Origin of the sequence: Pseudomonas nitroreducens NBRC 12694 (genome assembly GCF_002091755.1) — a bacterium.
Lineage (GTDB): Bacteria > Pseudomonadota > Gammaproteobacteria > Pseudomonadales > Pseudomonadaceae > Pseudomonas > Pseudomonas nitroreducens.
The window spans coordinates 198,092-221,313 of the sequence record NZ_BDAI01000002.1 but is presented as its reverse complement, the minus strand read 5'-3'; the positions used below and the strand labels follow the sequence as shown (position 1 = coordinate 221,313).

Sequence of the window (23,222 nt, the reverse complement as noted above, 5' to 3'; positions counted from 1 at the left end):
GATTCAGCCTAGGCGCAAGCGCCGATCAGTGCCGCGACGATACGCCAGGAAGGCGCCGAGCGGTTTGCCTGGTTCTCTTGAGGCTTGCCTGATACTGCCCAGGGTGTGACGGCATATGAGCCGTGCGGCCTGAATCGAGGGCTAGCGGGCAGGCCAATTCCCGCTGGGACAACGCAGAATCTCGTGCGCACAAAAAAGCCACTCCGAAGAGTGGCTTTCTCGCCTCAGGGAGGCCGGATCACTCCGGCATCTTGATGACTACACGGCCGCCGCCCGGGCAGGTTTCCATATAGGTGTTGGCGTCCAGGTATTGGGCGAAATCGAACACCCGGTCGATGCTCGGCTTGAGCAACTGGTCGGCGGTCATCTGGTTGATCGCGGTCAGCGCCCGTTGCACGGCTTCGTCGTTGCGGGTCAGGCCGATCTCCGGCTGCCCGGTGAAGTCCAGCACGCAGTGGCGGAAGAACTGCAGGTGCTTCTTGAAGGCCGCGCAGGCCGGGAAGGCTGCATCGTTGCCACCGTTGATGCCGTACAGGATCAGCTTGCCGCGCGGGGCCGCGACGTCACCCAGCAGTTTCATCTGCGGGCCGGCGCACTGGTCGAGGACGATCTCGACGCCTTCACCCTTGGTGAAGCGCTCGACTTCAAGGACCAGGTCCTGCTCCTCGGTATAGATGACCTTGTCCGCCCCCAGGCCCTTGAGGAACTCGCGGGTTTCCTCATGGCTGGTGGTGGCGATCACCTGGGCGCCGAGCGCCTTGGCGAGCTGCACCGCCTGCGGGGCCAGGCAATGGCCGGCCTCGGTGATCAGCACGCGCTGGCCGGGCTTGATCTGGGCAAGCTCCACCAGGGCGAAATAGGAGTACATCAGGCCGGTGTAGTGCACCGCCGCCTCGACCGGGGTCAGGACATCCGGATAGCGGGTCAGCGACGTGCGCGGCAGGATGACGTGGTCACCCCAGGCCGGATACAGGTTCGGCGAATTCGCCGGGAAGCTGGCCACCGCCACGCCGGGCTCGAGGTCTTCCACACCCTCGCCCACGGCTTCGACGATACCGGAGAGTTCATAGCCGATGCCCGCCGGCAACTTGGCCTGATCCGGGGCGAGGTTCTGCCGCCAAAGCACGTCGCGCCAACTGACGCCCAATGCCTGGGTGCGAATCAGTACTTCACCCGGCCCCGGTTGCGGGGTCGGCATCTCCTCGATCTTCAGGACCGAGGCGTCACCGAACTGGTGGAAACGGATCATGCGGGACATCACATACCTCGCCTTTGTAGTGCTTCATAGCCACGGACTCTATCCGGGCTTTAGGGGTGACGCCACCGTTCACCATTGATAGTTGACATAAATGGCGATGATTCGGCCCGCGCTACAAGCCTTGCCCTGCGCGGCTGCAAGGCTCTGCGCCGGGACTGTCCACGGGACCGGGGTGGCTCTGTTCATACAGAGTCAGACCACACCGCCGGGACGAGATTCTCATTAAAAAAGTAGAAATTGATCAAGGACTTATCTGACAGACTTGACTCAGGACACGCTCGGCCTCACTTTTCCCCCATCGCCAGGGAGTCCCCATGAACCGCAACGACCTTCGCAAGGTTGATCTCAACCTGTTGATCGTTTTCGAGACGCTGATGCATGAACGCAGCGTGACCCGCGCCGCCGAGAAGCTGTTCCTCGGCCAGCCGGCGATCAGTGCGGCCCTGGCGCGCCTGCGCGGTCTGTTCGACGATCCGCTGTTCGTGCGTACCGGGCGCAGCATGGAGCCCACCGCGCGGGCGCAGGAAATCTTCGGCCACCTCTCGCCGGCGCTGGACTCCATCTCCACCGCGCTGAGCCGCGCCGCCGACTTCGACCCGGCCACCAGCAAGGCGGTGTTCCGCATCGGCCTGTCCGATGACGTGGAATTCGGCCTGCTGCCGCCGCTGCTGCGCCGCCTGCGCTCCGAGGCGCCGGGCATCACCCTGGTGGTGCGCCGCGCCAACTACCTGCTGATGCCGCAACTGCTGTCGTCCGGGGAGATTTCCGTGGGTGTGAGCTACACCGACGAGTTGCCGGCCAACGCCAAGCGCAAGACCCTGCGCCGCAGTACCTGGAAGATCCTGCGGGCCGACTCGATCCCCGGCGCGCTGACCCTCGATGACTACTGCGCGCGCCCACACGCGCTGGTGTCCTACGCCGGCGACCTGGACGGCTTCGTCGACCAGACCCTGGCCGAGATGGACCGCAAGCGCCAGGTGGTGCTGGCGGTGCCGCAGTTCGTCGGCCTCGCCCAATTGCTGGCCGGCACCGATATCATCGCCACCGTCCCCGAGTACGTGGCCCTGGCCCTCACCGCCGCCGGCGGCCTGCGCGCAGAGGAACCGCCCTTCCCCACCCGCCTGGCCGAACTGTCCATGGTCTGGCGTGGCGCCCAGGACCAGGACCCGGCCGAGCGCTGGCTGCGTTCGCGGATCACCATGTTCGTGGGTGACCCGGACAGCCTTTGACACCGCCCCACCTAACTCGCTCCTCCAGAAACCCTCTTAGGCCGTACCTCGGTGCGAGGCGACTCCCTCACTCCGGCGCTGGCTGCGCGCCCCGCTCCCGAGGGAGAGGGTTAGTGAGAGGGCAGCCCGAGCACACCAAACTATCCAGTAGCGCTTTCGGGCAATCCCCGTGCCCACTCCTTCTATCTATTCCTGCGCATAGTGCAAAAGCATTTATCACTGCGCGTGATAATCAAAATCTGCTCGTTCGATTAGTTCCCAAGCGCCCTGTTGCGCAGACTCCGCTCCATCAGAAATCCCAAAACCAATTAGATCGCCGGAGTCTTTTCCATGGAGCGAAATCTGAACACCTTGCGTATTCCGTTGGCGTTGGCCGCCGTGCTGGTTCTCAGCGCCTGCGGCAAAGGCCAGGACGCGGCCCAGAACATGGCCGCGCCCAAGGTCAGCGTGGCGGATGTCATCGAGCAGCCAATCAATGAATGGGACGAATTCACCGGTCGCCTGGAGGCGCCGGAATCCGTCGAACTGCGCCCACGCGTCTCCGGCTACATCGACCGCGTCGCCTTCCGTGAAGGCGCCCTGGTGAAGAAAGGCGACTTGCTGTTCCAGATCGATCCACGGCCATTCCAGGCCGAGGTGCATCGCCTGGAAGCCCAGCTGCAGCAGGCTCGCGCCAACCAGACCCGTACCGTCAACGAAGCCTCCCGGGGCGATCGCCTGCGCGCCACCAACGCCATTTCCGCGGAACTCGCCGACGCCCGTACCGCCGCCGCCACCGAGGCCAAGGCCGTGGTCGCCGCGACCCAGGCGGAATTGGACAACGCCCGCCTGAACCTGTCGTTCACCCAGATCACCGCGCCCATCGACGGCCGCGTCTCGCGGGCCGAAGTCACTGCCGGCAACCTGGTGAACAGCGGCCAGAGCGTGCTGACCACCCTGGTCTCCACCGACAAGGTCTACGCCTACTTCGACGCCGACGAGCGTGTCTACCTGAAGTACGTCGACCTCGCCCGCAAGGGTGGTCCGGACGCCCGTGGCAGCAGCCCGGTGTACCTGGGCCTGACCGGCGAGGACGGCTTCCCCCACCAGGGCCGCCTGGACTTCCTCGACAACCAGGTCAACCCCAAGACCGGCACCATCCGTGGCCGCGCCGTGTTCGACAACGACGCCAACCAGTTCACCCCCGGCCTCTATGCCCGCATCAAGCTGGTCGGCAGCGGCACCTACCCCGCCGCGCTGATCAAGGACGAAGCGGTCGGCACCGACCTGGGCAAGAAGTTCGTACTGGTGCTCGACAAGGACAGCAAGGTGCAGTACCGCGGCATCGAGCTGGGCCCGAAACTCGAAGGCCTGCGCATCGTCCGCAGCGGCCTGGTCAAGGGTGACCGCATCGTGGTCAACGGCCTGCAACGGGTTCGCCCCGGTGCCCAGGTCGACGCCCAGGGTGTCGAGATGGCCAGCCAGTCAACCCTCGCCAACCTCGAAAATCAGCGCCGTGCGCTGGAGAGCTTCGAGGCGCCGAAGGTGGCCGAAAAGTCCGTCAAACCGGGCGCGCCTCGCGGCTGACCCAACCCGTACGAGTTCAGCGAGGATCCTGCCGAGCGCAGGCCAGGCAAGGCGGAAGGCGGTGAGGAAGCGCAGTTCACTGTAGTGAATGAGCATTCCGAGCCGGCTTCCAACGCAGCCTGGGCAAGCGCAGGCGGATCATCGACGAACTCACCCTGAATCGATGTACCAGGCCCTTCTCCCACCAGGGCCTTGGGTGACCTTTGTCCCGGGTTTGGCGAACCGCAGCGTTCGCGACAGGAACCAGCCATGAACTTTTCGCAATTCTTCATCCAGCGGCCGATCTTCGCCGCCGTGCTTTCGCTGATCATCCTGATCGGCGGGGCCATCTCGCTGTTCCAGCTACCGATCAGCGAATACCCCGAAGTGGTGCCGCCCACCGTGGTCGTACGCGCCAACTTCCCCGGCGCCAACCCCAAGGTGATCGGCGAGACTGTCGCCGCGCCGCTGGAACAGGCCATCACCGGCGTCGAGAACATGCTCTACATGTCCTCGCAATCCACCGCCGACGGCAAGATGACCCTGACCATCACCTTCGCCCTGGGCACCGACCTGGACAACGCGCAGGTGCAAGTGCAGAACCGCGTGACCCGTACGCAGCCCAAGCTGCCCGAGGAAGTCACCCGCATCGGCATCACCGTCGACAAGGCCTCGCCCGACCTGACCATGGTCGTGCACCTGACCTCGCCGGATAACCGCTACGACATGCTCTACCTGTCCAACTACGCCATCCTCAACATCAAGGACGAGCTGGCGCGCCTGGACGGCGTGGGCGACGTACAGCTGTTCGGCATGGGCGACTATTCGCTGCGTGTGTGGCTGGACCCGAACAAGGTCGCCTCGCGCAACCTGACCGCCACCGACGTGGTCGCCGCGATCCGCGAGCAGAACCGCCAGGTCGCCGCCGGTGCCCTGGGTGCCCCGCCCTCGCCGAGCGATACCAGCTTCCAGCTGTCGATCAACACCCAGGGTCGCCTGGTCACCGAGGAAGAGTTCGAGAACATCATCATCCGCAGCGGCCCGGACGGCGAGATCACCCGCCTGAAGGACATCGCCCGCGTCGAACTCGGCTCCAGCCAGTACGCTCTGCGCTCGCTGCTGGACAACCAGCCGGCGGTCGCCATCCCGATCTTCCAGCGTCCCGGTTCCAACGCCATCGCCATCTCCAACCTGGTGCGCGAGAAGATGGCCGAGCTGAAGAAGGATTTCCCGCAGGGCGTGGACTACTCCATCGTCTATGACCCGACCATCTTCGTTCGCGGCTCCATCGAAGCGGTGGTGCACACCCTGTTCGAAGCCCTGATCCTGGTGGTGCTGGTGGTGGTGCTGTTCCTGCAGACCTGGCGCGCCTCGATCATCCCGCTGGCTGCCGTACCGGTATCGCTGATCGGCACCTTCGCGGTGATGCACGCCTTCGGCTTCTCGCTCAACGCGCTGTCGTTGTTCGGCCTGGTATTGGCCATCGGTATCGTGGTGGACGACGCCATCGTGGTGGTGGAGAACGTTGAGCGGAACATCGGGCTGGGCCTCACGCCCGTCGAGGCGACCAAGCGCGCCATGAAGGAAGTGACCGGGCCGATCATCGCCACCGCGCTGGTGCTGTGCGCCGTGTTCATCCCCACTGCGTTCATCTCCGGCCTCACCGGGCAGTTCTACCGGCAGTTCGCCTTGACCATCGCGATCTCCACGGTGATCTCGGCGTTCAACTCGCTGACCCTGTCGCCGGCGCTGTCCGCCGTGCTGCTCAAGGGGCACCACGAGCCGAAGGACCGCTTCTCGGTGATCCTCGACAAGCTGCTCGGCAGCTGGCTGTTCCGTCCGTTCAACCGTTTCTTCGACCGCGCCAGCCATGGCTATGTCGGAACCGTCACCCGCGTGCTGCGTGGCAGCTCCATCGCGCTGCTGCTGTATGCGGGGCTGATCGGCCTGACCTACCTGGGCTTCTCCAGCACCCCCACCGGCTTCGTGCCGCAACAGGACAAGCAGTACCTGGTGGCCTTCGCCCAGTTGCCCGACGCGGCTACGCTGGACCGCACCGAAGCGGTGATCAAGCGCATGTCGGACATCGCCGGCAAGCACCCGGGCATCGAGCACACCGTGTCCTTCCCGGGTCTGTCGATCAACGGTTTCACCAACAGCCCCAACAGCGGCATTGTCTTCACCCCGCTGAAAGACTTCAGCGAGCGTAAAGGCCCGGGCATGTCGGCCAACGAGATCGCCGCCGAGCTGAACAAGCAGTTCGCCGACATCCAGGACGCCTACATCGCCATCTTCCCGCCGCCGCCAGTGCAGGGGCTGGGCACCATCGGTGGCTTCCGCCTGCAGATCGAAGACCGCGGCAACGCCGGTTACGAGGAGCTCTACGCACAGACCCAGAACATCCTCAACAAGGCCCGCGCCCTGCCGGAGCTGAACCCCATGTCGGTGTTCACCAGCTACCAGGTGAACGTGCCGCAGGTGGATGCCGCCATCGACCGCGAGAAGGCCAAGACCCACGGCGTGGCGATCAGCGACATCTTCGACACCCTGCAGGTCTACCTGGGTTCGCTGTACGCGAACGACTTCAACCGCTTCGGCCGCACCTACCAGGTGAACGTCCAGGGCGAGCAGCAGTTCCGCCTCGAACCCGAGCAGATCGGCCAGCTGAAGGTGCGCAACAACCAGGGTGAAATGGTCCCGCTGGCCACCTTCATCAAGATCAGCGACACCGCCGGCCCCGACCGCGTGATGCACTACAACGGCTTCATCACCGCCGAGATCAACGGCGCCGCTGCACCGGGCTACAGCTCCGGCCAGGCCGAGGCCGCCATCGAGCGCCTGCTCAAGCAGGAGCTGCCCAATGGCATGACCTACGAGTGGACCGAACTGACCTACCAGCAGATCCTCGCCGGCAACTCCGCGATCTATGTGTTCCCGCTCTGCGTGCTGCTCGCCTTCCTGGTGCTGGCCGCGCTGTACGAGAGCTGGGGCCTGCCGCTGGCGGTGATCCTGATCGTGCCGATGACCCTGCTGTCGGCCATTGCGGGCGTGATCCTGTCCGGTGGCGACAACAACATCTTCACCCAGATCGGCCTGATCGTGCTGGTGGGCCTGGCGTGCAAGAACGCGATCCTGATCGTCGAGTTCGCCAAGGACAAGCAGGACGAAGGCATGGACCGCCTGAGCGCGGTACTGGAAGCCTGCCGCCTGCGTCTGCGGCCGATCCTGATGACCTCCATCGCCTTCATCATGGGCGTGGTGCCCCTGGTGCTGTCGTCCGGCGCCGGCGCCGAAATGCGCCATGCCATGGGTGTCGCAGTGTTCTCCGGGATGCTCGGCGTGACCTTCTTCGGCCTGCTGCTGACCCCGGTCTTCTATGTGCTGATCCGCCGCTTCATGGAAGCCCGTGAAGCGAAGAAACAGGCGCAGCAAGCGCGCATCGCCCAGAACCACGAGGCCCATCAGGCATGAGCGTCATGATCAACAATGCTGTGAGCAAGAGTGCCGTGAAACTGTTCGTCCCCTCCCTGCTCGCGCTGGCCCTCAGCGCGTGCATGGTCGGCCCCGACTACCAGAAACCGGACACCGCGCCGGCGCAACTGGACAGCAATGCCCAGGTACAGAACTACGACCGCAGCCGTTACGAAGACGCCTGGTGGAAGCAGTTCGACGACCCGGTGCTGACCCAGCTGGTCGACCAGTCCCTCAAGGAAAACCGCGAGCTGCGCGTGGCCTACGCCCGCGTGCTGGCTTCGCGGGCGATCCGCGACGACGTCGCCAATGACCGTTTCCCCACGGTCACCAGCCGCGCCGAAGGCCAGGTCGGCAAGGGCCAGGTGCCCGGCCAGACCGAGGACCGGGTCAACCAGGAGCGTTACGACCTGGGCCTGGACATGATCTGGGAAGTCGACCTGTTCGGCCGCGTGCGCCGCCAGTTGGAATCCAGCGACGCGCTGAGCGAAGCCACCGTGGCCGACCTGCAGCAGCTACAGGTCAGCCTGATCGCCGAGCTCGCCGATGCCTACGGGCAACTGCGCGGTGCGCAGCTTCGCGAGAGCATCGCCAGGAGCAACCTGGAGAACCAGCGCGAATCCCGCGACCTGACCATCCAGTTGCGCGACGCCGGCGTCGGCAGCGAACTGGACGTGCAACGCGCCGAAGCGCGCCTGGCTTCCACCGAAGCCAGCGTGCCGCAACTGCAAGCCGAGGAAGTGCGCCAGCGCAACCGCATCGCCACCCTCCTCGGCCAGCGCCCGGATGCGCTGACGGTGGACTTGTCGCCGAAAAAGCTACCCGCCATCGCCAAGGCCCTGCCCATCGGCGATCCGGGTGAATTACTGCGCCGTCGGCCGGACGTGGCCTCCGCCGAACGCCGCCTGGCGGCCGCCACCGCGGATGTCGGTGTGGCCACCGCCGACCTGTTCCCGAAGGTCAGCCTCGGCGGCTTCCTCGGCTACACCGCCGGCCGTGGCTCGCAGATCGGCTCGTCCGCCGCCAGCGCCTGGGGCGTGGCCCCGAGCATCACCTGGGCGGCCTTCGACCTGGGCAGTGTGCGGGCTCGCCTGCGCGCCTCCAAGGCCGATGCCGACGGCGCCCTGGCGACCTACGAGCAGCAGGTCCTGCTGGCCCTGGAAGAATCGTCGAACGCCTTCAGCGACTACGGCAAGCGCCAGCAGCGCCTGGTCTCGCTGGTGCGCCAGTCCGAAGCCAGCCGCAATGCCGCACAACAGGCCGGCCTGCAATACCGCGAGGGCACCGTGGACTTCCTCAACCTGCTGGACGCCGAGCGCGAACAGCTGGCCGCCGAGGACGCCCAGGCCCTCGCGGAAGTCGACGTGTACCGCGGCATCGTGGCGATCTACAAGGCCCTTGGCGGCGGCTGGCAGCCGACGCCTGCGGCCTGATCGATCCTCCCCGGTCGAGAGTTTCTCGACCGTTCTGGCCCTGCGGTCTGACGCTCCGGACCGCGGGGCTTTTTTATGGCCATGCTTCAGCGGCGCTTCCTAGCTATTGGCAACCCGGTTCCGGAATCTGTCAGATACTTAGATGCTGATCAGTATTTTCTGATAGCAATAGAAAATAAGCTGAAGCTCGTTCGAATTCAGAATTCACTGACGCCAGGTTTAAGGAATACCGCTCAGTGTCCGACGCCGATGAAACCAGAATCCCAGCCCCTCGCCGCGGTAACGAGTTGAATGATCTCCTGCGGCGCGTGCGGCGCGGCGACGTTTTTCACCCGGACCTGAAAAGATGGCTCGTGCACCTGCAGCTGGCTGAGTTCCGCGGCCTGCAACTGGTGCTGACGAACAAGGGGCAACTGCTGGCGCAGTCTTGAGCCTTGGGCTGAGCGGTTCGTGCCGTTATGATCCAGCGCGACTTGCCAGGGATCAAAAGAGTTCGCCCTCGCCCTCGCCTAGACTTTCTATTTCGGAATTTTCAGACAAGGATTCGCCATGGACGCCACCGCCCACTTCATCCCCCTGGACCCCACGTCCCTCTTCATCACCCTCGGCATCCTCGTCTTCGGCATGTTCATGCTGGGGATCGGCTTCACCATCCGCCAGCGCCCGGTGGGTGTGTTCCTGATGTGGGTCGGCACACTGAGCATGCTGTCGATCATCGCCTACCGCATCTACATCGCTACCTCCGTGTAACGCAGGCAAAAAAATGGCGCCCTCCGGCGCCATTTCCATTTCTTCCAGCCTCAGCGCTGCATTGCCCGCGCGTATCCCTTGGGCGAAAAGCGCAACGTCACGCCCAGCATCAGCACCACCGACACCGCCAGCAGGATCCACGACGCCTGGAAGCTCCCGGTGCTGTCACGCAGCCAACCGGTGACGTAGGGCACGATGCCGGTAACGATGAAGCCGATGCCCTGTACGAAGGCCGCCAGCCGACCGGCCGCGCCGGCATCGGCGAGGTGATCCAGGGTCAGCGTCAGGCTCAGCGCAAAGCAGGCGCCCAGGCCGTAGCCGATCATCGCCACCCAGATACCCGGCAGGTACAGCGGCGCCGAGATCAACCCGATGAAGCCCGCCAGTTGAATCAGCAGGCACAGACACAGCCAGCCGCGGCGATCCAGCGAGCGGCGGATCAGCAACGGGATGGTCAGCGCAGCGATCACCTGGAAGATGGTCATCAGGCCGATCAGCTGTCCACTGGCCTGGGCCGTCCAGCCCAGTTGGCGGTAATACACCGGCAGCCAGGCCACCATGCTGGTGTAGCCGCCATTGATCAGGCCGAAGTACAGCGCCAGCAGCCAGGCGCGACGGCTGCCGAAATAGTGCTGCGCCTTCTGCCGGGGCGGCGCCGCCACCGGCGTTTCCCGCGGGCGGGCCAGCGCCCAGAGCACCAGGCCGACAATGGCCAGCAGCAGCCAGGCGCCGAGACCGTCCTGCCAGCGATGGAAGTGTTCCGAAACCACCGGTGCCAGGACTGCGGCGCTACCGCCGCCAGCCATCAGCGATGCCGAGTAGAGACCCATGGCGGACGGCACCTTGTGCGGAAACCAGCGCTTGATCACCCCCGGCACGAACGCCTGGATCACCGCCACGCCGCAGCCCGCCAGCACCGCGCTGGCGATCAGCGCGAAGCCGCTGTCCAGCAGCAGCCGCCAGAAGCATGCCGCGCCGATGGCCAGCAGGCCGAGCACCATGCCCCGGCTCTCGCCCAGGCGCGGGCCGACCCACGGCAGCCCCAGGGCGAACAGCCCCATGCACAGCACTGGCAGTACCGTCAGCATCGACAGGCCCTGGAAGCCCAGGCCGGTGGCGTCGTGGATGTCGGCCAGCAGCGGGCCGATGGAGGTGAGGATCGGCCGCAGGTTGATGCCCAGCGCGACGATCACCAGCAAGCCGATCCAGCCGGCGCGCACGTTCTGCTCGCTGCCGCTCTGCGCGCTCGCCATGGCGATGCTGCGACTCACGAGCGGAGCTCCTGCCAGTGATCGTAGAGGCCTTCCTCGCCGCTCGGGCGCAGGGCCCGCAGCGGCACCGCCTGCCATTGCGGCGGCTGGGTCATCTGCTGGTACACGGCGGAAGTCGACAGCCCGAACGGCTCGCCATCGTCGTTGGAATAGGCGAAGTACGCGCCTTCCACGCCACACAGGTGCATGGCCGCCAGGCACATGGGGCAAGGGTGTCCGCTGGCGTAGATCACGCAGCCGTCCAGCCGCGACATGCCCAGCACCGCCGAGGCGCGGCGGATCGCCAGCAGCTCGGCATGGGCGGTGGGGTCGAAATCCAGGTGGATGGAGTTGGCGGCGCGGGCAATCACCCGGCCGTCCTTGACCAGCACGGCGCCGAACGGGCGGCCGCCGGCCTCGATGTTGTCGCGGGCCAGTTGCAGGGCCTCGCGCATGAAGACTTCGTGTGACATGGCAGTTTCCAGCGAATCGGTTCGATCAATGCGCGCCGGCGACTTCCAGCATCCTGGCGATGGTGGTCTGGTTGCGCTGGCGGGCGTGTTGCAGCGGCGTGACGCCGTCGTTGTCGGCCAGGTTCAGGTTCGCCCCGGCTTCTATGAGTTGTTTCACGATGGCCTGGTGCCGCGGGCCGCCGTCGCTGAGCAGGATGGCTTCGAGCAACCCGGTCCAGCCCAGCTTGTTGACGTGATCGGGGTCGACGCCGGCCTTGAGCAGGGTCGCTACCACGTCCACATGGCCACGCTCGCAGGCCGGTATCAGCGCCGTGCCGCCATAGCGGTTGGTGCTGCGCAGGTCGGCGCCGTGGGCCAGGGTCAGCTGGAGGATATCCAGACGTCCCGCCGCACCGGCCAGCAGGTAGGCACTGTCGTGGATGCGGTTCTGCCGGTTGACGTCGGCGCCGGTGGCGATCAGCAGCCGCGCGACTTCCACGCGGTTCTGGGCGGTGGCCAGCAGCAGCGGCGTGTTGCCCTGCCCGTCGGTCACATCCACTGGCACACCGCGTTGGAGCAGCGTCGCCACCTCGGCTTCCCGGCCGTCGCTGGCGGCGCCCAGCAGTGCGTCCGCGGCGGCACGGCTGTGCACGTCCTCGGTCTGGATGGTCGGCATGTCCATGGGCGCTCCCCCGCGATGGCTGTCGTGCCTCGAATCACTCTCGATAATGAGCAGTCGCAGTATGACAAAGGGATTTTCTATGCTGAAATTAAATAGAAACATGAGTTTCAGTGGGAATCCAAATGCTTGACCCCAACCTGCTGCGAAGCTTCGTGATGGTAGTGGACGCCGGCAACTTCACCCGCGCCGCCGAATTGCTGCACCTCACCCAGTCCACCGTCAGCCAGCAGATCCTGCGCCTTGAACAGAGCCTGGACTGTCGTCTGCTGGACCGCAGCCAGCGCCAGGTGCTGCCCACTGAACAGGGCGAACGGCTGCTGGGCTATGCGCGGCGCATCCTCGAACTGGGCTCGGAGGCCCGTGAGGCTCTGAGCAGTGAGCACAGCGAGGGCGTGCTGCGCCTGGGGATGCCGGAAGACTTCGCCGGCGAGCGGATGATGCCGCTGCTGGCGGCCTTCAGCGCCGAACGCCCGCGGCTGCGCCTGGAGGTCTCCAGCGGTCTCAGCCAGGAGCTGTTGCGCCAGTACCGCAGCGGCGAGTTGGACCTGGCGCTGGTCAAGCAATGGGGCGCCGATGCCGATTGCCTGGCGCACTGGCCCGAACCACTGGCCTGGCAGGACAGCGCCGCCACCCCCGCCGCCGCGCGCGACCCGTTGCCGCTGGTGGTATTTCCGCTGGGCGCGCTGTACCGCCAGGAGATGATCCACGCGCTGGAAGCCAGCGGCCGGCGATGGCGCATCAGTTACAGCAGCGCGAGCCTGGCCAGCTTGTCAGCCGCGGTGGCGGCCGGCATGGGCGTCAGCCTGTTGCCACTGCGCGGGCGCCACGAAGGCCACCGGGTGCTGACCGCCGAGGAGGGTTTTGCGCCCATCGAGGGGCTGGAGCTGGCACTCTACGCCCGCCCGGAACTGGGCAGTGCCGGGCGCCGCCTGTGCGAGCAACTGCGTGATCTGTGTACCCAGCTGGCGGCGCTGCCAGCGGAGTACTGAGCCACTCAGCCCGGAGCGCCGAGACGCTCGAAGAATTGCTCGGCCGGCACGGGCTTGCCGAGCAGGAAGCCCTGTAGCGAATCGCAACCCAGGCGGGTGAGGAAGCTCTGCTGGCCGGAGGTTTCCACCCCTTCGGCAACGATGCGCAAATCCAGCGCCTGGCCCAGGGCGACGATGGCCGAGACGATGGCGGCGTCGTCGCTGTCCTGCTCCAGGTCGCGGACGAAACCGCGGTCGATCTTCAACTCGTTGGCCGGCAGGCGCTTGAGGTACAGCAGGCTGGAATAGCCGGTACCGAAGTCGTCGATGGACAGGTCCACGCCCATCTCCGACAGCTTGCCGAGGATTTCCAGGCTGGAATCGGCATCGCGCATCGCCGTGGTCTCGGTGATTTCCAGGGTCAGGCAGCGCGCCGGCAAATGATGGCGCTGCAGCGCATCGGCCACCGATTGCACCAGCGCCGCATGGCAGAACTGCAGGGCCGAGAGGTTCACCGCCACCCGCCAGCTTTCGTGGCCCTGCAGGTACCACTCGCGCATCTGCCGGCAGGCCTCGTCGAGCACCCAGTCGCCGATGGGGATGATCAGCCCGGTGCGTTCGGCCAGGGCGATGAAGGTATCGGGCATCAGCAGCCCGCGTTGCGGATGCTGCCAGCGCAGCAGCGCCTCGGCGCCGATGGGTTCGCCGCTGGCGGCAAACTTGGGCTGGTAATGCAGGATGAATTCACGACGGTCCAGGGCGGCGCGCAGGTCGTGCAGCAGCTGCAGGTGGTTGCGCGCATTGGTGTTCATCGATTGTTCGAAGAAGCTGTAGCCGTTCTTGCCATTGCCCTTGGCGTGGTACATGGCTGCGTCGGCGTTGCGCAGCAGCTCCTGCTGGCTGGTGCCGTCGCCCGGATAGAGCGCGATACCAATGCTGGCGGCGATGCGCAGCTCCTGCCCGGCCACCTGGAACGGCTGGGCCAGCAGGTTGACCTGCTGGCTGGCGACGCTCACCGCGTCTTCGGCTTCGGCGAGCGCCACCAACATCACGAATTCATCGCCGCCGATGCGCGCCACGGTGTCGTCGCTGCGCAGGTTGCCACACAGACGCAACGCCACATCCTTGAGCAACAGGTCGCCGACATGGTGGCCGAACGCATCGTTGACCGGCTTGAAGCCATCGAGGTCGAGGAACATCAGCGCGAAGTAGCCGCCGTTGCGCTGGACCTTGCCGATCATCTGCTCGACGCGGTCTTCCAGCAGGATGCGGTTGGGCAGACGGGTGAGGTTGTCGTGCAGGGCGAGCTGGGTCAGCTCCTGGTTGGCCTGGGCCAGCGACGAGGTGAGCTGTGCCGTGCGCGACTCCAGGCGCGCATCCAGCACCGACGTGAGCAGCGCGATGCCAATGACCGCCAGGGTCACGATGACGACCAGCATCGCCAGCCAGTCGCTGCTCAGCCCGTTGGGGGATGCGCCGCAGAAGCTGCCCTCGGGAAAGCGCGCCGCGGCCATGCCGGTGTAGTGCATGCCGACGATCGCCAGGCCCATCACCAACGCTGCGCCACCCCGGGCCAGGCGCACATAGGGGGTGTTCTGCCGCAGCTTGAAGGCGATCCACAATGCGGCGCCGGACGCCGCCACGGCGATCGCCAGAGAGAGCCCGAACAGCGTCGGGTCGTAGTCGATGCCCGGCTGCATCAGCATTGCGTACATGCCCAGGTAGTGCATGCAACTGATCCCGGCGCCCATGGCCAGCGCGCCGCAGATCAGCTGCCAGAGCGGTAGCCGCTCCTGGCTGACCAGCGCCAGGGCGAAGCCGGAACTGAGTACGGCGATGGCCAGCGACAGCAGGGTCAGGGTGAGGTCGTAACCCAGCGGGATCGGCAGGCTGAAGGCAAGCATGCCGATGAAGTGCATCGACCACACGCCGATTCCCATGGCCACCCCGCCGCCACCGATCCACAGCAGCACCGGCCAGCCGCGGGTAGTCGCGATGCGCCCGGCCAGGTCCAGGGCGGTGTAGGACGCCAGCATGGCGACGCACAGCGAGATCAGGACGAGGGCGGGATCGTAACTACCGGTAAGCATGGGGGCTCTCTAATGGACTCAAGCGCTGATGGCCGCGCGCGGTCCATGCACGCAAAAGTCCGGGATTCTAGCGAAAACCCCCATGGCTCAACTACTGGCCAGTGGCCGTGCTCGTCTTCAACTGGGCAACGTCGTCCCGCTTCAGGCAGCCCTGGGCCAGCCAGGGGCAGGCCCGCGCCCAGAGAAAGCCCTGCTCGCGGTCTCCCTGCGGGTTGTAGTAGGCCAGCTGCAGTCGGTCCGCGCTGAAGGCCAACCGTGCAAAGCCGTGCTGTTCGACCGCGAACAAGGTGCCATCGGCCGGCACACCGGGCCTGATGCCGTCGAGCGTCTGGCCGCCGCCACCGGAGACCAGCCAGGCGGGCTCGCCAGGGCGGACTATCACCTCCTGGTTGTGCTCGTGGCCGGACAGGTAGAGATCCACCCCACTGTGCTGCATCGCCGGCAGCAACTGCTGCAGCAACGCGTCGTCATCGCCGTGCTTGCCGCCACTGCTGCGGATCGCGTGGTGTGCCACCACCATCTTCCACAATGGTGCAGGCCCCGGCCGGGCAAAGGCCGCCTGCAGGAAGTCTGCCTGGCGCTGGCGGCCGGCGGCATCGGCATTGGTATCGAGGAACGCGACCCGTAACAGCGGGCGCCCCTCTGCCTCGCCGAAATCGCGCGTATAGAAGGGAGCAGGCATCTGCCAGCGGCCGGAGCCCGCGCGCTGCCGGGCGTAGTCCAGTTCGACGGCGGCGGAGGCCGGGAAGTCGTGATTGCCCAGTACCGCGTAGAACGGCACATGGCTGAGCCAGCGGCCGTGGTAGACGCGTTCGAACTTGAGCTGCCAGGCCGGATCGTCGACACCGCTCAGCGCCTTGCCGTAAAAGTTGTCGCCCAGCAGCAGGACCATGTTCACCCCGTTATCACTCTCCGCCACACGCTCCATGCCCTCCGCCACGCGCCATTGCTGCAGGTCGCCACTGCCCTGGTCGCCCAGCGCCAGCAAGGTGACCTGTGCGGGGTTCTGGCCCAGCAAGGGCGTATAGGGCGGCGGTGGCACCAGCACCATGAAGCCGGCCAGGCATCCGGCCACGACGATCAGCACGAACAGAGTCAGCAGCAGATAACGCCGGCGCGAACGAGGGGCCGGGGTAACGCGGGAACCAGGCAGGCGAGCGGACATGGCGACCCCCAGGGGAGTACCGGGTGAGGGTCGCAGTGAAGCACCGAGAAGGTTAATTTCGCGTTAACGAAATGTCGCCTATACATGCAGGCTAAAACCCCCTGCCCGGGATCCGCCATGAACCAGCGCCGCCATCTACTCCTCCTGCTCGTGCTGGGCGGCCTGCTGTTCTTCTGCGCGCTGGGCAATCACCAGTTGCAGGGCTCCACCGAACCCAGGGTGGCGGGCATCGCGATGGAAATGTACCTGGATCGCGACTGGGTGACGCCACGCCTGAACGGCCAGCCGTTCCTGGAAAAGCCACCATTGAGCCTGTGGCTGGACGTTGCCGCCATCCAACTGTTCGGTCCGACCACCTTGTCCGTGCGGCTGGCCTCGGCATTTGCCGGGCTGTTCTGCGTGCTGCTGCTCTACGGCGCGCTCCGGCGCAGCGGCCGACCGGCGACGCTCGCGCTACTCGCCGCGCTGATGCTGATGACCCTGGCGAGTTTCTGGGCCAATGCACGCCAGGTGGGCGAAGACGCCCTGCTCACGCTGGGCGTAACCCTGGCGCTGTTGTCCTTCCTGCAGGCCTGGCTCAGGCCACCGGGGCGCACCGGGCACTGGCTGGCGTTCGCCGCAGGGATCGCCCTCTCCACCCTGAGCAAGGGCGTACTGGGCCTGGCGTTGCCGGGGGTGGTGATCTTCGCCTGCCTGCTGTGGGACAGCCTGGCGCGGCGCCGCCTGGCAGTTTCCACCTGGCTGCGACCGCTGCTGTGGACACTGCCGGGCCTGCTGCCGCTGCTGGCCTGGCTGTTGTTCCTCTATCACGATGGCGGGCCTGCAGCCCTGCAGGAAATCCTCTGGACCAACAGCGTCGGCCGCTTCAGCGGCTCGTTCAGCGAAGCCGGGCATTTCGAACCCTTCTACTACTACCTGGTGCGTCTGCCGCAGGCCTTCCTGCCGTGGAACATCCTGCTCTACCTCGGGCTCTGGCACCTGCGCAAACGCCTGGCGCGGGACCGCTACCTGCTGTTCTTCTGCCTGTGGCTAGCGGCACAGTTCGCCCTGCTCAGCTTCGCCTCCAGCAAGCGCCTGGTCTACCTGATGGCGCTGGCCCCGGCAGCGGCGGTGATCGCCGCCGAGTTCGGTCATGTCCTGCTGACGCGCTGGCATGCCCGGGCTTCGCAGTGGATGCGCCGTGCCTCCGTGTTCCTGGCGTTGCTGGTACCCGCCTGCTACCTGGGATACGCGATATGGGTCGAACCCCGCGCCGATCTGAAGGAATCCTTCCTGCCGCTGACCGAGCAGATTCGCCAGTACCAGATGCTCGGGCGCCAGGTGGCGCTGTACCAGCCCAGCGAGCGGTTGGCCGGCGCCAGCGTGTTCTACAGCCGCAGCCTGCTGCCGGCCCTGCAGACCAGCGAGGAGCTGACGACCTTCCTCGGCCAGCCGGATGAGCACATCGCCCTGCTGGAAAGCCAAACCGTGCCACAGGCGCCACTGAGCGTGCTGCAGCACTTCCGAGTGGGCGAGCGCGACTACTACTTCGTCGGCCAGCAGTCATCGAGATGATTGACCCGGGGCCGACCGTTGCGGTCGGGAGCGGCTAACCTTGCTGCATCGCCACCGTCCGCACAGGAGCCGCTTCCCTTGGCGAAGCAACCCTCGATCCTGACCTTGCCGTTCCGCCGCCTGGCCAATCCCTACACCCGTTATCGCTACGCCGCCTGGATCCACTGCGTGCGCGTCGGCCTCGCCCTGCTCGCCTCGATGCTGCTGACCAGCGCGCTGAAACTGCCGCACGGGCTCTGGGCCTCGGTGACGGTGCTGGTGGTGATGGGCGGGCTGGTGCACCAGGGGACGATCCGCGGCAAGTCCTACGAACGGGTGCTCGGCACCCTGGCTGGCGCGGCGCTGGGTCTGTGCGTGATTGCGGTCTACGACCGCACGCGCTCGCTCGCCCTCACCTACCTGGTGATGTCGGTGCTGGGCGCAGCCTCGGCCTTCTATGCGATTCGCCGTCCCGGCTATGTCGCGCTGCTGGCGGGGATCACCATGTGCATTGTCGCCGGCCCCGGCGAGACTGGCTTTACCGAAGGGTTGTGGCGCTCGGCCAATGTGCTGATCGGTGTCGCGGTGGCCTTGGTCTTCTCGCAGATCTACCCGTTGCGGGCGGTCTACGTCTGGCGCTACCTGCTCTCGGACAACCTGCGCGCCTGTGCGCGAATGTACGGGCAGTTGTCGTCCAACCACGACTTTACCGCCGAGCATTTCGCCCGCCAGCTGGAAGAACTGGACCATCGGCTGGTGGCTTCGCGTGCCCACCTGGGTCCGGTCTCGCGGGAAACGGGCATGCCGCTGCGCGAGCTGGAGATACTCCAGCGCATCCATCGCGCCATCATGGGCACCCTGGAATCGCTGATCGCCTCGCGGCAGTTCGCCGCCCAGGCCGGGGAGATAGAACCGGTGCCTGCCAGCCTCGACACCCACCGGCAGATCATCGGACGCCTGTTGCTGCAATCGGCCCACGCCCTGAAGTTCAGCCGCACCAGCAAGCTGGTCCAGGCCTGCCAGGGCCTGGACAACCTGCCGGCACGGCCGCACAACCTGACCGATTCCTTCGAGAAACAGGGCTTCTACTGGCTGACTCTGCGCCTCTACGAGCAGGTGGAGATGCTCTCGGCAAAACTCGCCAGCACCTCCACCCATTGGAACATCCAGAGCCGCGACCGGGCCTGAGCCCGGCCGTGCTGCGCTTACCAAGAGCCCATCAGGCGCCGAAGCCGCCGTCGATGGTCAGGCTGGCGCCGGTGATGTAGCCGGCTTCCGGGCCAGCCAGGTAGGCGACGAAGGCGGCGATTTCTTCCGCGCGGCCGTAACGGCCGACCGCCATCAGGTCCATCAGCGATGCGGCGAAGTCGCTGTCGGCCGGGTTCATGTCAGTGTCCACCGGACCGGGCTGCACGTTGTTCACGGTGATGCCGCGCGGGCCGAGGTCACGAGCCAGGCCCTTGGTCAGACCGACGATGGCCGACTTGCTCATGGCGTAGACCGCGCCGCCGCCGAAGGGCATGCGGTCCGCGTTGGTGCTGCCGATGGTGATGATGCGCCCGCCCTGCCCCATATGCCGCGCAGCGGCCTGGGTGGCGACGAACACGCTGCGCACGTTCACTGCCAGGGTGCGGTCGAGGTCTTCCAGGCTGAACTCTTCCACCGGGGCGATGGCCAGCACGCCGGCGTTGTTCACCAGGATATCGATGCCGCCCAGGCGCTGGGCGGCGGTATCGATGGCGCTCTGCACGGACGCCGCGTCGCCGCTGTCGGCCTTCAGCGCTAGGGCGCGGCCGCCGGCAGCTTCGATGCTGGCGGCAAGGTCTTCGGCCTTCTGCGCCGAGCTGACGTAGGTGAAGGCCACGGCGGCGCCTTCGCGGGCCAGGCGCTGCACGATGGCAGCGCCGATGCCGCGGGAACCGCCTTGTACGAAAGCGACTTTGCCAGCAAGGGATTGGGTGGTGGTGGTCATGATGCGTCTCCGAAACAGGAAGTGGGATTAAGTTCGACGGGGCCAGTTTCCCCTTCGTACTCGTTACTCGGTAGCCAGCAATCGCTATATTCAGTCGATACCAAACGTCCGGAATACCACCCATGGAAAGCCTGATCAGTATCGAATGCTTCGTCCGCAGCGCCGAAGCCGGCAGCTTCGCGGCGGCCGCGCGGCGTCTGGGCCTGACCCCGGCGGCAGTGAGCAAGAACGTCGCCCGCCTGGAAAACAACCTGGGCGTGCGGCTGTTCCAGCGTAGTACCCGCAGCCTGACCCTGACTGAATCGGGTGAGCGATTTCTCGATGAAGCCGGCGGCGGCCTGGCCAGCCTGCAGAGCGCCATCGCCAACCTGGCCAGCGCCGATGGCCAGCCCAGCGGGGCGCTGAAGGTGAGCATGGGGCTGGTGTTCGGCCGCGATTACATCCTGCCGCTGCTGGGAGACTTCCTGGCCCGCTACCCGGCGATCCGCCCGGACTGGCACTTCGACAATCGCCAGGTCGACCTGATCGCCGAGGGCTTCGACGCGGCCATCGGAGGCGGCTTCGAACTGCCGCCCGGCGTTGTCGCACGCAAGCTCTGCCCGGCGCACCTGGTGCTGCTGGCCTCGCCGGCGTACCTGGAAGGCCGCCCGGCGATCCGCTATCCGTCGGACCTGCCCAGCCATGACGGCATCCGCATCCGCTCGCCGCAGACCGGGCGCGTCCGCCCCTGGCCGCTGACCAACCGCCAGCAGTCCCAGGCGCCGATCGCGCTGAAGGAGCGCATGACCTTCAGCGACCCGGAGGCGGCGTGCGTCGCCGCGCTCATGGGCCTGGGCGTGACCCTGGTCAGCATGCAGCACGCGGTGCCCTACCTGGACGACGGCCGCCTGGTACGCGTGCTGCCGCAGTGGTACGTGGATGCCGGCAACACGGCGCTCTACTATGCCGCGCAGAAACTGCTGCCGGCCAAGACGCGGGTATTCGTCGACTATGTCATCGAGCACTTCCGCACCCAGGGCCTGGAGCGGAAGTTCAGCGCCATCTGACCAGCGACACGGCGGATCGGCATTTTCCTGACTAGCGTCAGAAATGAAATGAATTCGCGGGGAAAGCGCTTGTCGATTGTTAGCAAGCTAACTTAATTTCGAATTTCTTCGATTCGGCAAATGAGATGCAAGGAGAACCTGCATGAAAAAGTACGCTCTGCTCCTGGCCATGGTGTTTTCCGTACCGGCTTTCGCTGACAGTGCGCTGTGCGATGGCAACCTGCAGCAGATCAACGACTTCCTCAAGACCGCTAGCAAGAACGCGACCGGCGTAAAGGTCAACGCGGTCCATGAGTACCTCGCCAAAGCCGAGGAAGCGAAGAAGGCCGGCAACTACGAGGAGTGCGTCAACCAGTCCAGCCAGGCACTACGCGTGATCAAGAAGCCCGCCAACCGCTGATAATCACTGGACAGGAAAAGCCCCGCCTAGGCGGGGCTTTTTCATGGGTGCTGACAGGTGCTCGGCTCAGCCGCAGGAAACCTGCTTCACCACCTGATTGTCGTCAACATCAATGTTCAGGCGCTGCGAGTTGTACTCCATGGTCACCGGCTGGTGCGGAGTGAGCACGCGGGCGACACTGGCGCCGGCATCGCGGCGCGCCTCTTCGGTCAGCGTCGGGGTAACGACCTTGCCGATGATCGACTGCACCGCCTTGGCATTGCAGGTGCCGGTCATCGCCGGCGAGCTGTCCGCGGCCGGCTGGGCGGCATCGGACGGGGAATCCTTGGAACTGCAACCGGCTAGCGCGGCGACAGCGAGAAGCGACAAGAGAGTCACTCGGTTGAAGGGCATGGAAGGTCTCCCTGGTTCTTCATGGAAAAAACGCGAAAGGCGCCACCTTACCAGCCCCAGGGCTGCGGCGGCGCGATGGATGTATTGCAGGCTGATACATGCAGGCCCGTCGCAGAGCCTTGCAGCACCATTTACACAACCTTTACACCAGCGGCGTTACGATTCTTTCGAGGCCGATGTCTCATAGATACCGGGATCCTCGCCGGGTTCCTCAGGAGGTGCATCATGCTTCACCGTCTCCCCCAGATCGCCCTGCTCTGCGCTGGCCTAGCCCTCGCAGGTCAAGCCGCGGCCAACAGCAACACTGATGCCGCCGCCATCGGCGCCGTGGTCGGTGCCGTTGTCGGGGGTGCAGTGGTTGCCGGCTCGCAACCCGCGCCAGCGCCCTATTACGCGCCGCCACCCCCGGTGGCGTACTACCCGCCGCAGCCGGTTTACTACCAACCGGCGCCGGTCTACCAACCCGTCTACCAGCCGGTCTACCGCCCGGTGGTGGTGGTGCCGGGCCCGCGTTACTACGGGCCGCCTCGCTACTATGGTCCGCCGCGCTATTACGGCCCTGGCTACTACGGCCCGCCGGGACACTACCGTCACTGGTAATAGCCATTACGGACAAAAGACCCCGCCTCCTGGCGGGGTCTTTCATTCAGGCCGGCAGGCGAATGCTGCCGGCCAGTTCCTCGAACAACGTCACCACCGCCCGCAAGGCCCGGCAGTCTGGCCGGGTCAGCAGCCAGAGATGGATGCTGCAGCCGGGCAGTTCCGGCTCCAGCACCTGCAAGCCGTCGTCCGGGCGCAGCAGGAACGCCGGCAGCGCCGCCAAGCCCAGGCCTGCGCGGCACAGGTCCAGCACCGACAGCATGCTGTTGCAGCGGTAGGCCGGCAGCACCGAGGGGTAAGCCTGGCGACGCCAGGCAACGCTGGAGTGATCGGGGAGAAAGTCATCCGGGGCGATCCAGCTCATTTCCTGCCAGGGACGTTCGCCCTGCTCGGCCAGGTAATCGCGATGGGCGCAGAGGACGTAATGCACCTCACCCAGCTTGCGTCCCACCAGATGCTCCGGCGGCGCATTGGTCAGACGCAGGGCGATGTCGGCATCGCGGCGACTGAGGTTGGCGAAGGCATTGGAAGTGGTCAGCTCCAGGTTGAGCGCCGGGTAGCGCTTCATGAAGCGCGCCAGCGCAGGCAGGAGCAGGCCCTGCAGCACGGTATCGGAACAGGTCAGGCGCACGGTGCCACTGAGCACGTCGTGCCCCTGCTCCAGCCCCAGGCGTGCCGCTTCTAGCGCCTGCTCGGCCAGTTCCGCCTGGGTCGCCAGTTGCTGTGCGGTGGCGGTCGCCAGGTAGCCGTTGCGGCCCTTCTCGAACAACGCGGTACCCAACGCCTTCTCCAGCCTGCGCACGGCACGGAATACGGTGGAAACGTCTACCTCGAGCAATTCCGAGGCACGGGCAAGGCTGCCCCCGCGCACCAGTGCCAGCACCAGGGCGAGATCGGCGTATTCCAGACGGTATTGCATCGACGCACTCCAAGGTTGCGCAACCGCCCATTTTCGATTGCGCCTGCGCAACTATAAATTGCCTCC

21 protein-coding genes are annotated in these 23,222 nt (G+C 65.9%); 12 read left to right on the top strand and 9 right to left on the bottom strand.

What is annotated here, in order from left to right; translation table 11 throughout:
- Positions 1 to 238: 238 nt before the first annotated feature.
- Complete coding sequence (locus tag PNI01S_RS06900; protein ID WP_037009194.1) at positions 239 to 1,258, bottom strand: zinc-dependent alcohol dehydrogenase family protein; 1,020 nt, start codon at positions 1,256 to 1,258, stop codon at positions 239 to 241.
- Between the two features lie 314 nt (positions 1,259 to 1,572).
- Between PNI01S_RS06900 and PNI01S_RS06895 the strand changes: the two genes are divergently transcribed.
- From PNI01S_RS06895 to PNI01S_RS06870, 6 genes are all read left to right on the top strand, one after another.
- Positions 1,573 to 2,487, top strand: a complete 915-nt coding sequence (locus PNI01S_RS06895) for a LysR family transcriptional regulator (protein WP_017517481.1) — start codon at positions 1,573 to 1,575, stop codon at positions 2,485 to 2,487.
- A gap of 330 nt (positions 2,488 to 2,817) precedes the next feature.
- Entirely contained in the window at positions 2,818 to 4,053 is a 1,236-nt protein-coding gene (mexE, locus tag PNI01S_RS06890; RefSeq protein ID WP_024762275.1) for a multidrug efflux RND transporter periplasmic adaptor subunit MexE, read from the top strand.
- 249 nt (positions 4,054 to 4,302) lie between these two features.
- Positions 4,303 to 7,503: an efflux RND transporter permease subunit gene (locus PNI01S_RS06885; RefSeq protein WP_024762276.1), complete on the top strand. Its 3,201-nt coding sequence runs from the start codon at positions 4,303 to 4,305 to the stop codon at positions 7,501 to 7,503.
- Between the two features lie 5 nt (positions 7,504 to 7,508).
- A complete protein-coding gene (locus PNI01S_RS06880) occupies positions 7,509 to 8,936 on the top strand; it encodes an efflux transporter outer membrane subunit (RefSeq protein ID WP_065083889.1) in 1,428 nt (475 codons plus the stop codon).
- Between the two features lie 236 nt (positions 8,937 to 9,172).
- The gene (locus PNI01S_RS06875; protein WP_024762278.1) at positions 9,173 to 9,367 is read left to right on the top strand and encodes a hypothetical protein; all 195 of its coding nucleotides are present in this window, start codon (positions 9,173 to 9,175) and stop codon (positions 9,365 to 9,367) included.
- Between the two features lie 118 nt (positions 9,368 to 9,485).
- Entirely contained in the window at positions 9,486 to 9,686 is a 201-nt protein-coding gene (locus PNI01S_RS06870; protein ID WP_024762279.1) for a hypothetical protein, read from the top strand.
- Positions 9,687 to 9,736: 50 nt separating this feature from the next.
- On the opposite strand, the gene PNI01S_RS06865 is transcribed toward PNI01S_RS06870, so the two are convergent.
- The 3 genes from PNI01S_RS06865 to PNI01S_RS06855 are packed head-to-tail and all read right to left on the bottom strand — an operon-like array spanning position 9,737 to position 12,070.
- The gene (locus PNI01S_RS06865; RefSeq protein ID WP_051445545.1) at positions 9,737 to 10,939 is read right to left on the bottom strand and encodes a CynX/NimT family MFS transporter; all 1,203 of its coding nucleotides are present in this window, start codon (positions 10,937 to 10,939) and stop codon (positions 9,737 to 9,739) included.
- Between the two features lie 14 nt (positions 10,940 to 10,953).
- Positions 10,954 to 11,409 carry a nucleoside deaminase gene (locus tag PNI01S_RS06860; RefSeq protein WP_024762281.1) on the bottom strand — a complete coding sequence of 152 codons (456 nt, stop codon included), beginning with the start codon at positions 11,407 to 11,409 and terminating at the stop codon, positions 10,954 to 10,956.
- 25 nt (positions 11,410 to 11,434) lie between these two features.
- Entirely contained in the window at positions 11,435 to 12,070 is a 636-nt protein-coding gene (locus PNI01S_RS06855) for an ankyrin repeat domain-containing protein (RefSeq protein WP_024762282.1), read from the bottom strand.
- 122 nt (positions 12,071 to 12,192) lie between these two features.
- Between PNI01S_RS06855 and PNI01S_RS06850 the strand changes: the two genes are divergently transcribed.
- Positions 12,193 to 13,059 (top strand): LysR family transcriptional regulator, encoded by an 867-nt coding sequence (locus PNI01S_RS06850; RefSeq protein WP_024762283.1) that lies wholly within the window; start codon positions 12,193 to 12,195, stop codon positions 13,057 to 13,059.
- A 5-nt stretch (positions 13,060 to 13,064) separates the two neighbouring features.
- Here PNI01S_RS06850 and PNI01S_RS06845 read toward each other — a convergent pair whose 3' ends face one another.
- A complete protein-coding gene (locus PNI01S_RS06845; protein WP_038803173.1) occupies positions 13,065 to 15,128 on the bottom strand; it encodes a putative bifunctional diguanylate cyclase/phosphodiesterase in 2,064 nt (687 codons plus the stop codon).
- A 91-nt stretch (positions 15,129 to 15,219) separates the two neighbouring features.
- Entirely contained in the window at positions 15,220 to 16,293 is a 1,074-nt protein-coding gene (locus tag PNI01S_RS06840; RefSeq protein WP_024762284.1) for a metallophosphoesterase, read from the bottom strand.
- A 117-nt stretch (positions 16,294 to 16,410) separates the two neighbouring features.
- Between PNI01S_RS06840 and PNI01S_RS06835 the strand changes: the two genes are divergently transcribed.
- Both PNI01S_RS06835 and PNI01S_RS06830 read left to right on the top strand, forming a co-directional pair.
- Positions 16,411 to 17,847: an ArnT family glycosyltransferase gene (locus PNI01S_RS06835; RefSeq protein WP_084357672.1), complete on the top strand. Its 1,437-nt coding sequence runs from the start codon at positions 16,411 to 16,413 to the stop codon at positions 17,845 to 17,847.
- 78 nt (positions 17,848 to 17,925) lie between these two features.
- The gene (locus tag PNI01S_RS06830; RefSeq protein ID WP_024762286.1) at positions 17,926 to 19,014 is read left to right on the top strand and encodes an FUSC family protein; all 1,089 of its coding nucleotides are present in this window, start codon (positions 17,926 to 17,928) and stop codon (positions 19,012 to 19,014) included.
- Between the two features lie 31 nt (positions 19,015 to 19,045).
- Here the strand turns inward: PNI01S_RS06830 and PNI01S_RS06825 are convergent, their stop codons facing one another.
- On the bottom strand, positions 19,046 to 19,798 hold the full coding sequence (locus PNI01S_RS06825; protein ID WP_024762287.1) for a 3-oxoacyl-ACP reductase family protein: 753 nt from the start codon (positions 19,796 to 19,798) through the stop codon (positions 19,046 to 19,048).
- A gap of 122 nt (positions 19,799 to 19,920) precedes the next feature.
- Between PNI01S_RS06825 and PNI01S_RS06820 the strand changes: the two genes are divergently transcribed.
- Positions 19,921 to 20,844 (top strand): LysR family transcriptional regulator, encoded by a 924-nt coding sequence (locus PNI01S_RS06820; RefSeq protein ID WP_024762288.1) that lies wholly within the window; start codon positions 19,921 to 19,923, stop codon positions 20,842 to 20,844.
- A 142-nt stretch (positions 20,845 to 20,986) separates the two neighbouring features.
- Complete coding sequence (locus PNI01S_RS06815; protein WP_024762289.1) at positions 20,987 to 21,244, top strand: PA2433 domain-containing protein; 258 nt, start codon at positions 20,987 to 20,989, stop codon at positions 21,242 to 21,244.
- Between the two features lie 66 nt (positions 21,245 to 21,310).
- Here PNI01S_RS06815 and PNI01S_RS06810 read toward each other — a convergent pair whose 3' ends face one another.
- Entirely contained in the window at positions 21,311 to 21,637 is a 327-nt protein-coding gene (locus PNI01S_RS06810) for an I78 family peptidase inhibitor (RefSeq protein ID WP_024762290.1), read from the bottom strand.
- A 225-nt stretch (positions 21,638 to 21,862) separates the two neighbouring features.
- Between PNI01S_RS06810 and PNI01S_RS06805 the strand changes: the two genes are divergently transcribed.
- Entirely contained in the window at positions 21,863 to 22,237 is a 375-nt protein-coding gene (locus PNI01S_RS06805) for a hypothetical protein (RefSeq protein WP_024762291.1), read from the top strand.
- A 46-nt stretch (positions 22,238 to 22,283) separates the two neighbouring features.
- On the opposite strand, the gene PNI01S_RS06800 is transcribed toward PNI01S_RS06805, so the two are convergent.
- A complete protein-coding gene (locus PNI01S_RS06800) occupies positions 22,284 to 23,156 on the bottom strand; it encodes a LysR family transcriptional regulator (RefSeq protein ID WP_024762292.1) in 873 nt (290 codons plus the stop codon).
- Positions 23,157 to 23,222: the final 66 nt, after the last annotated feature.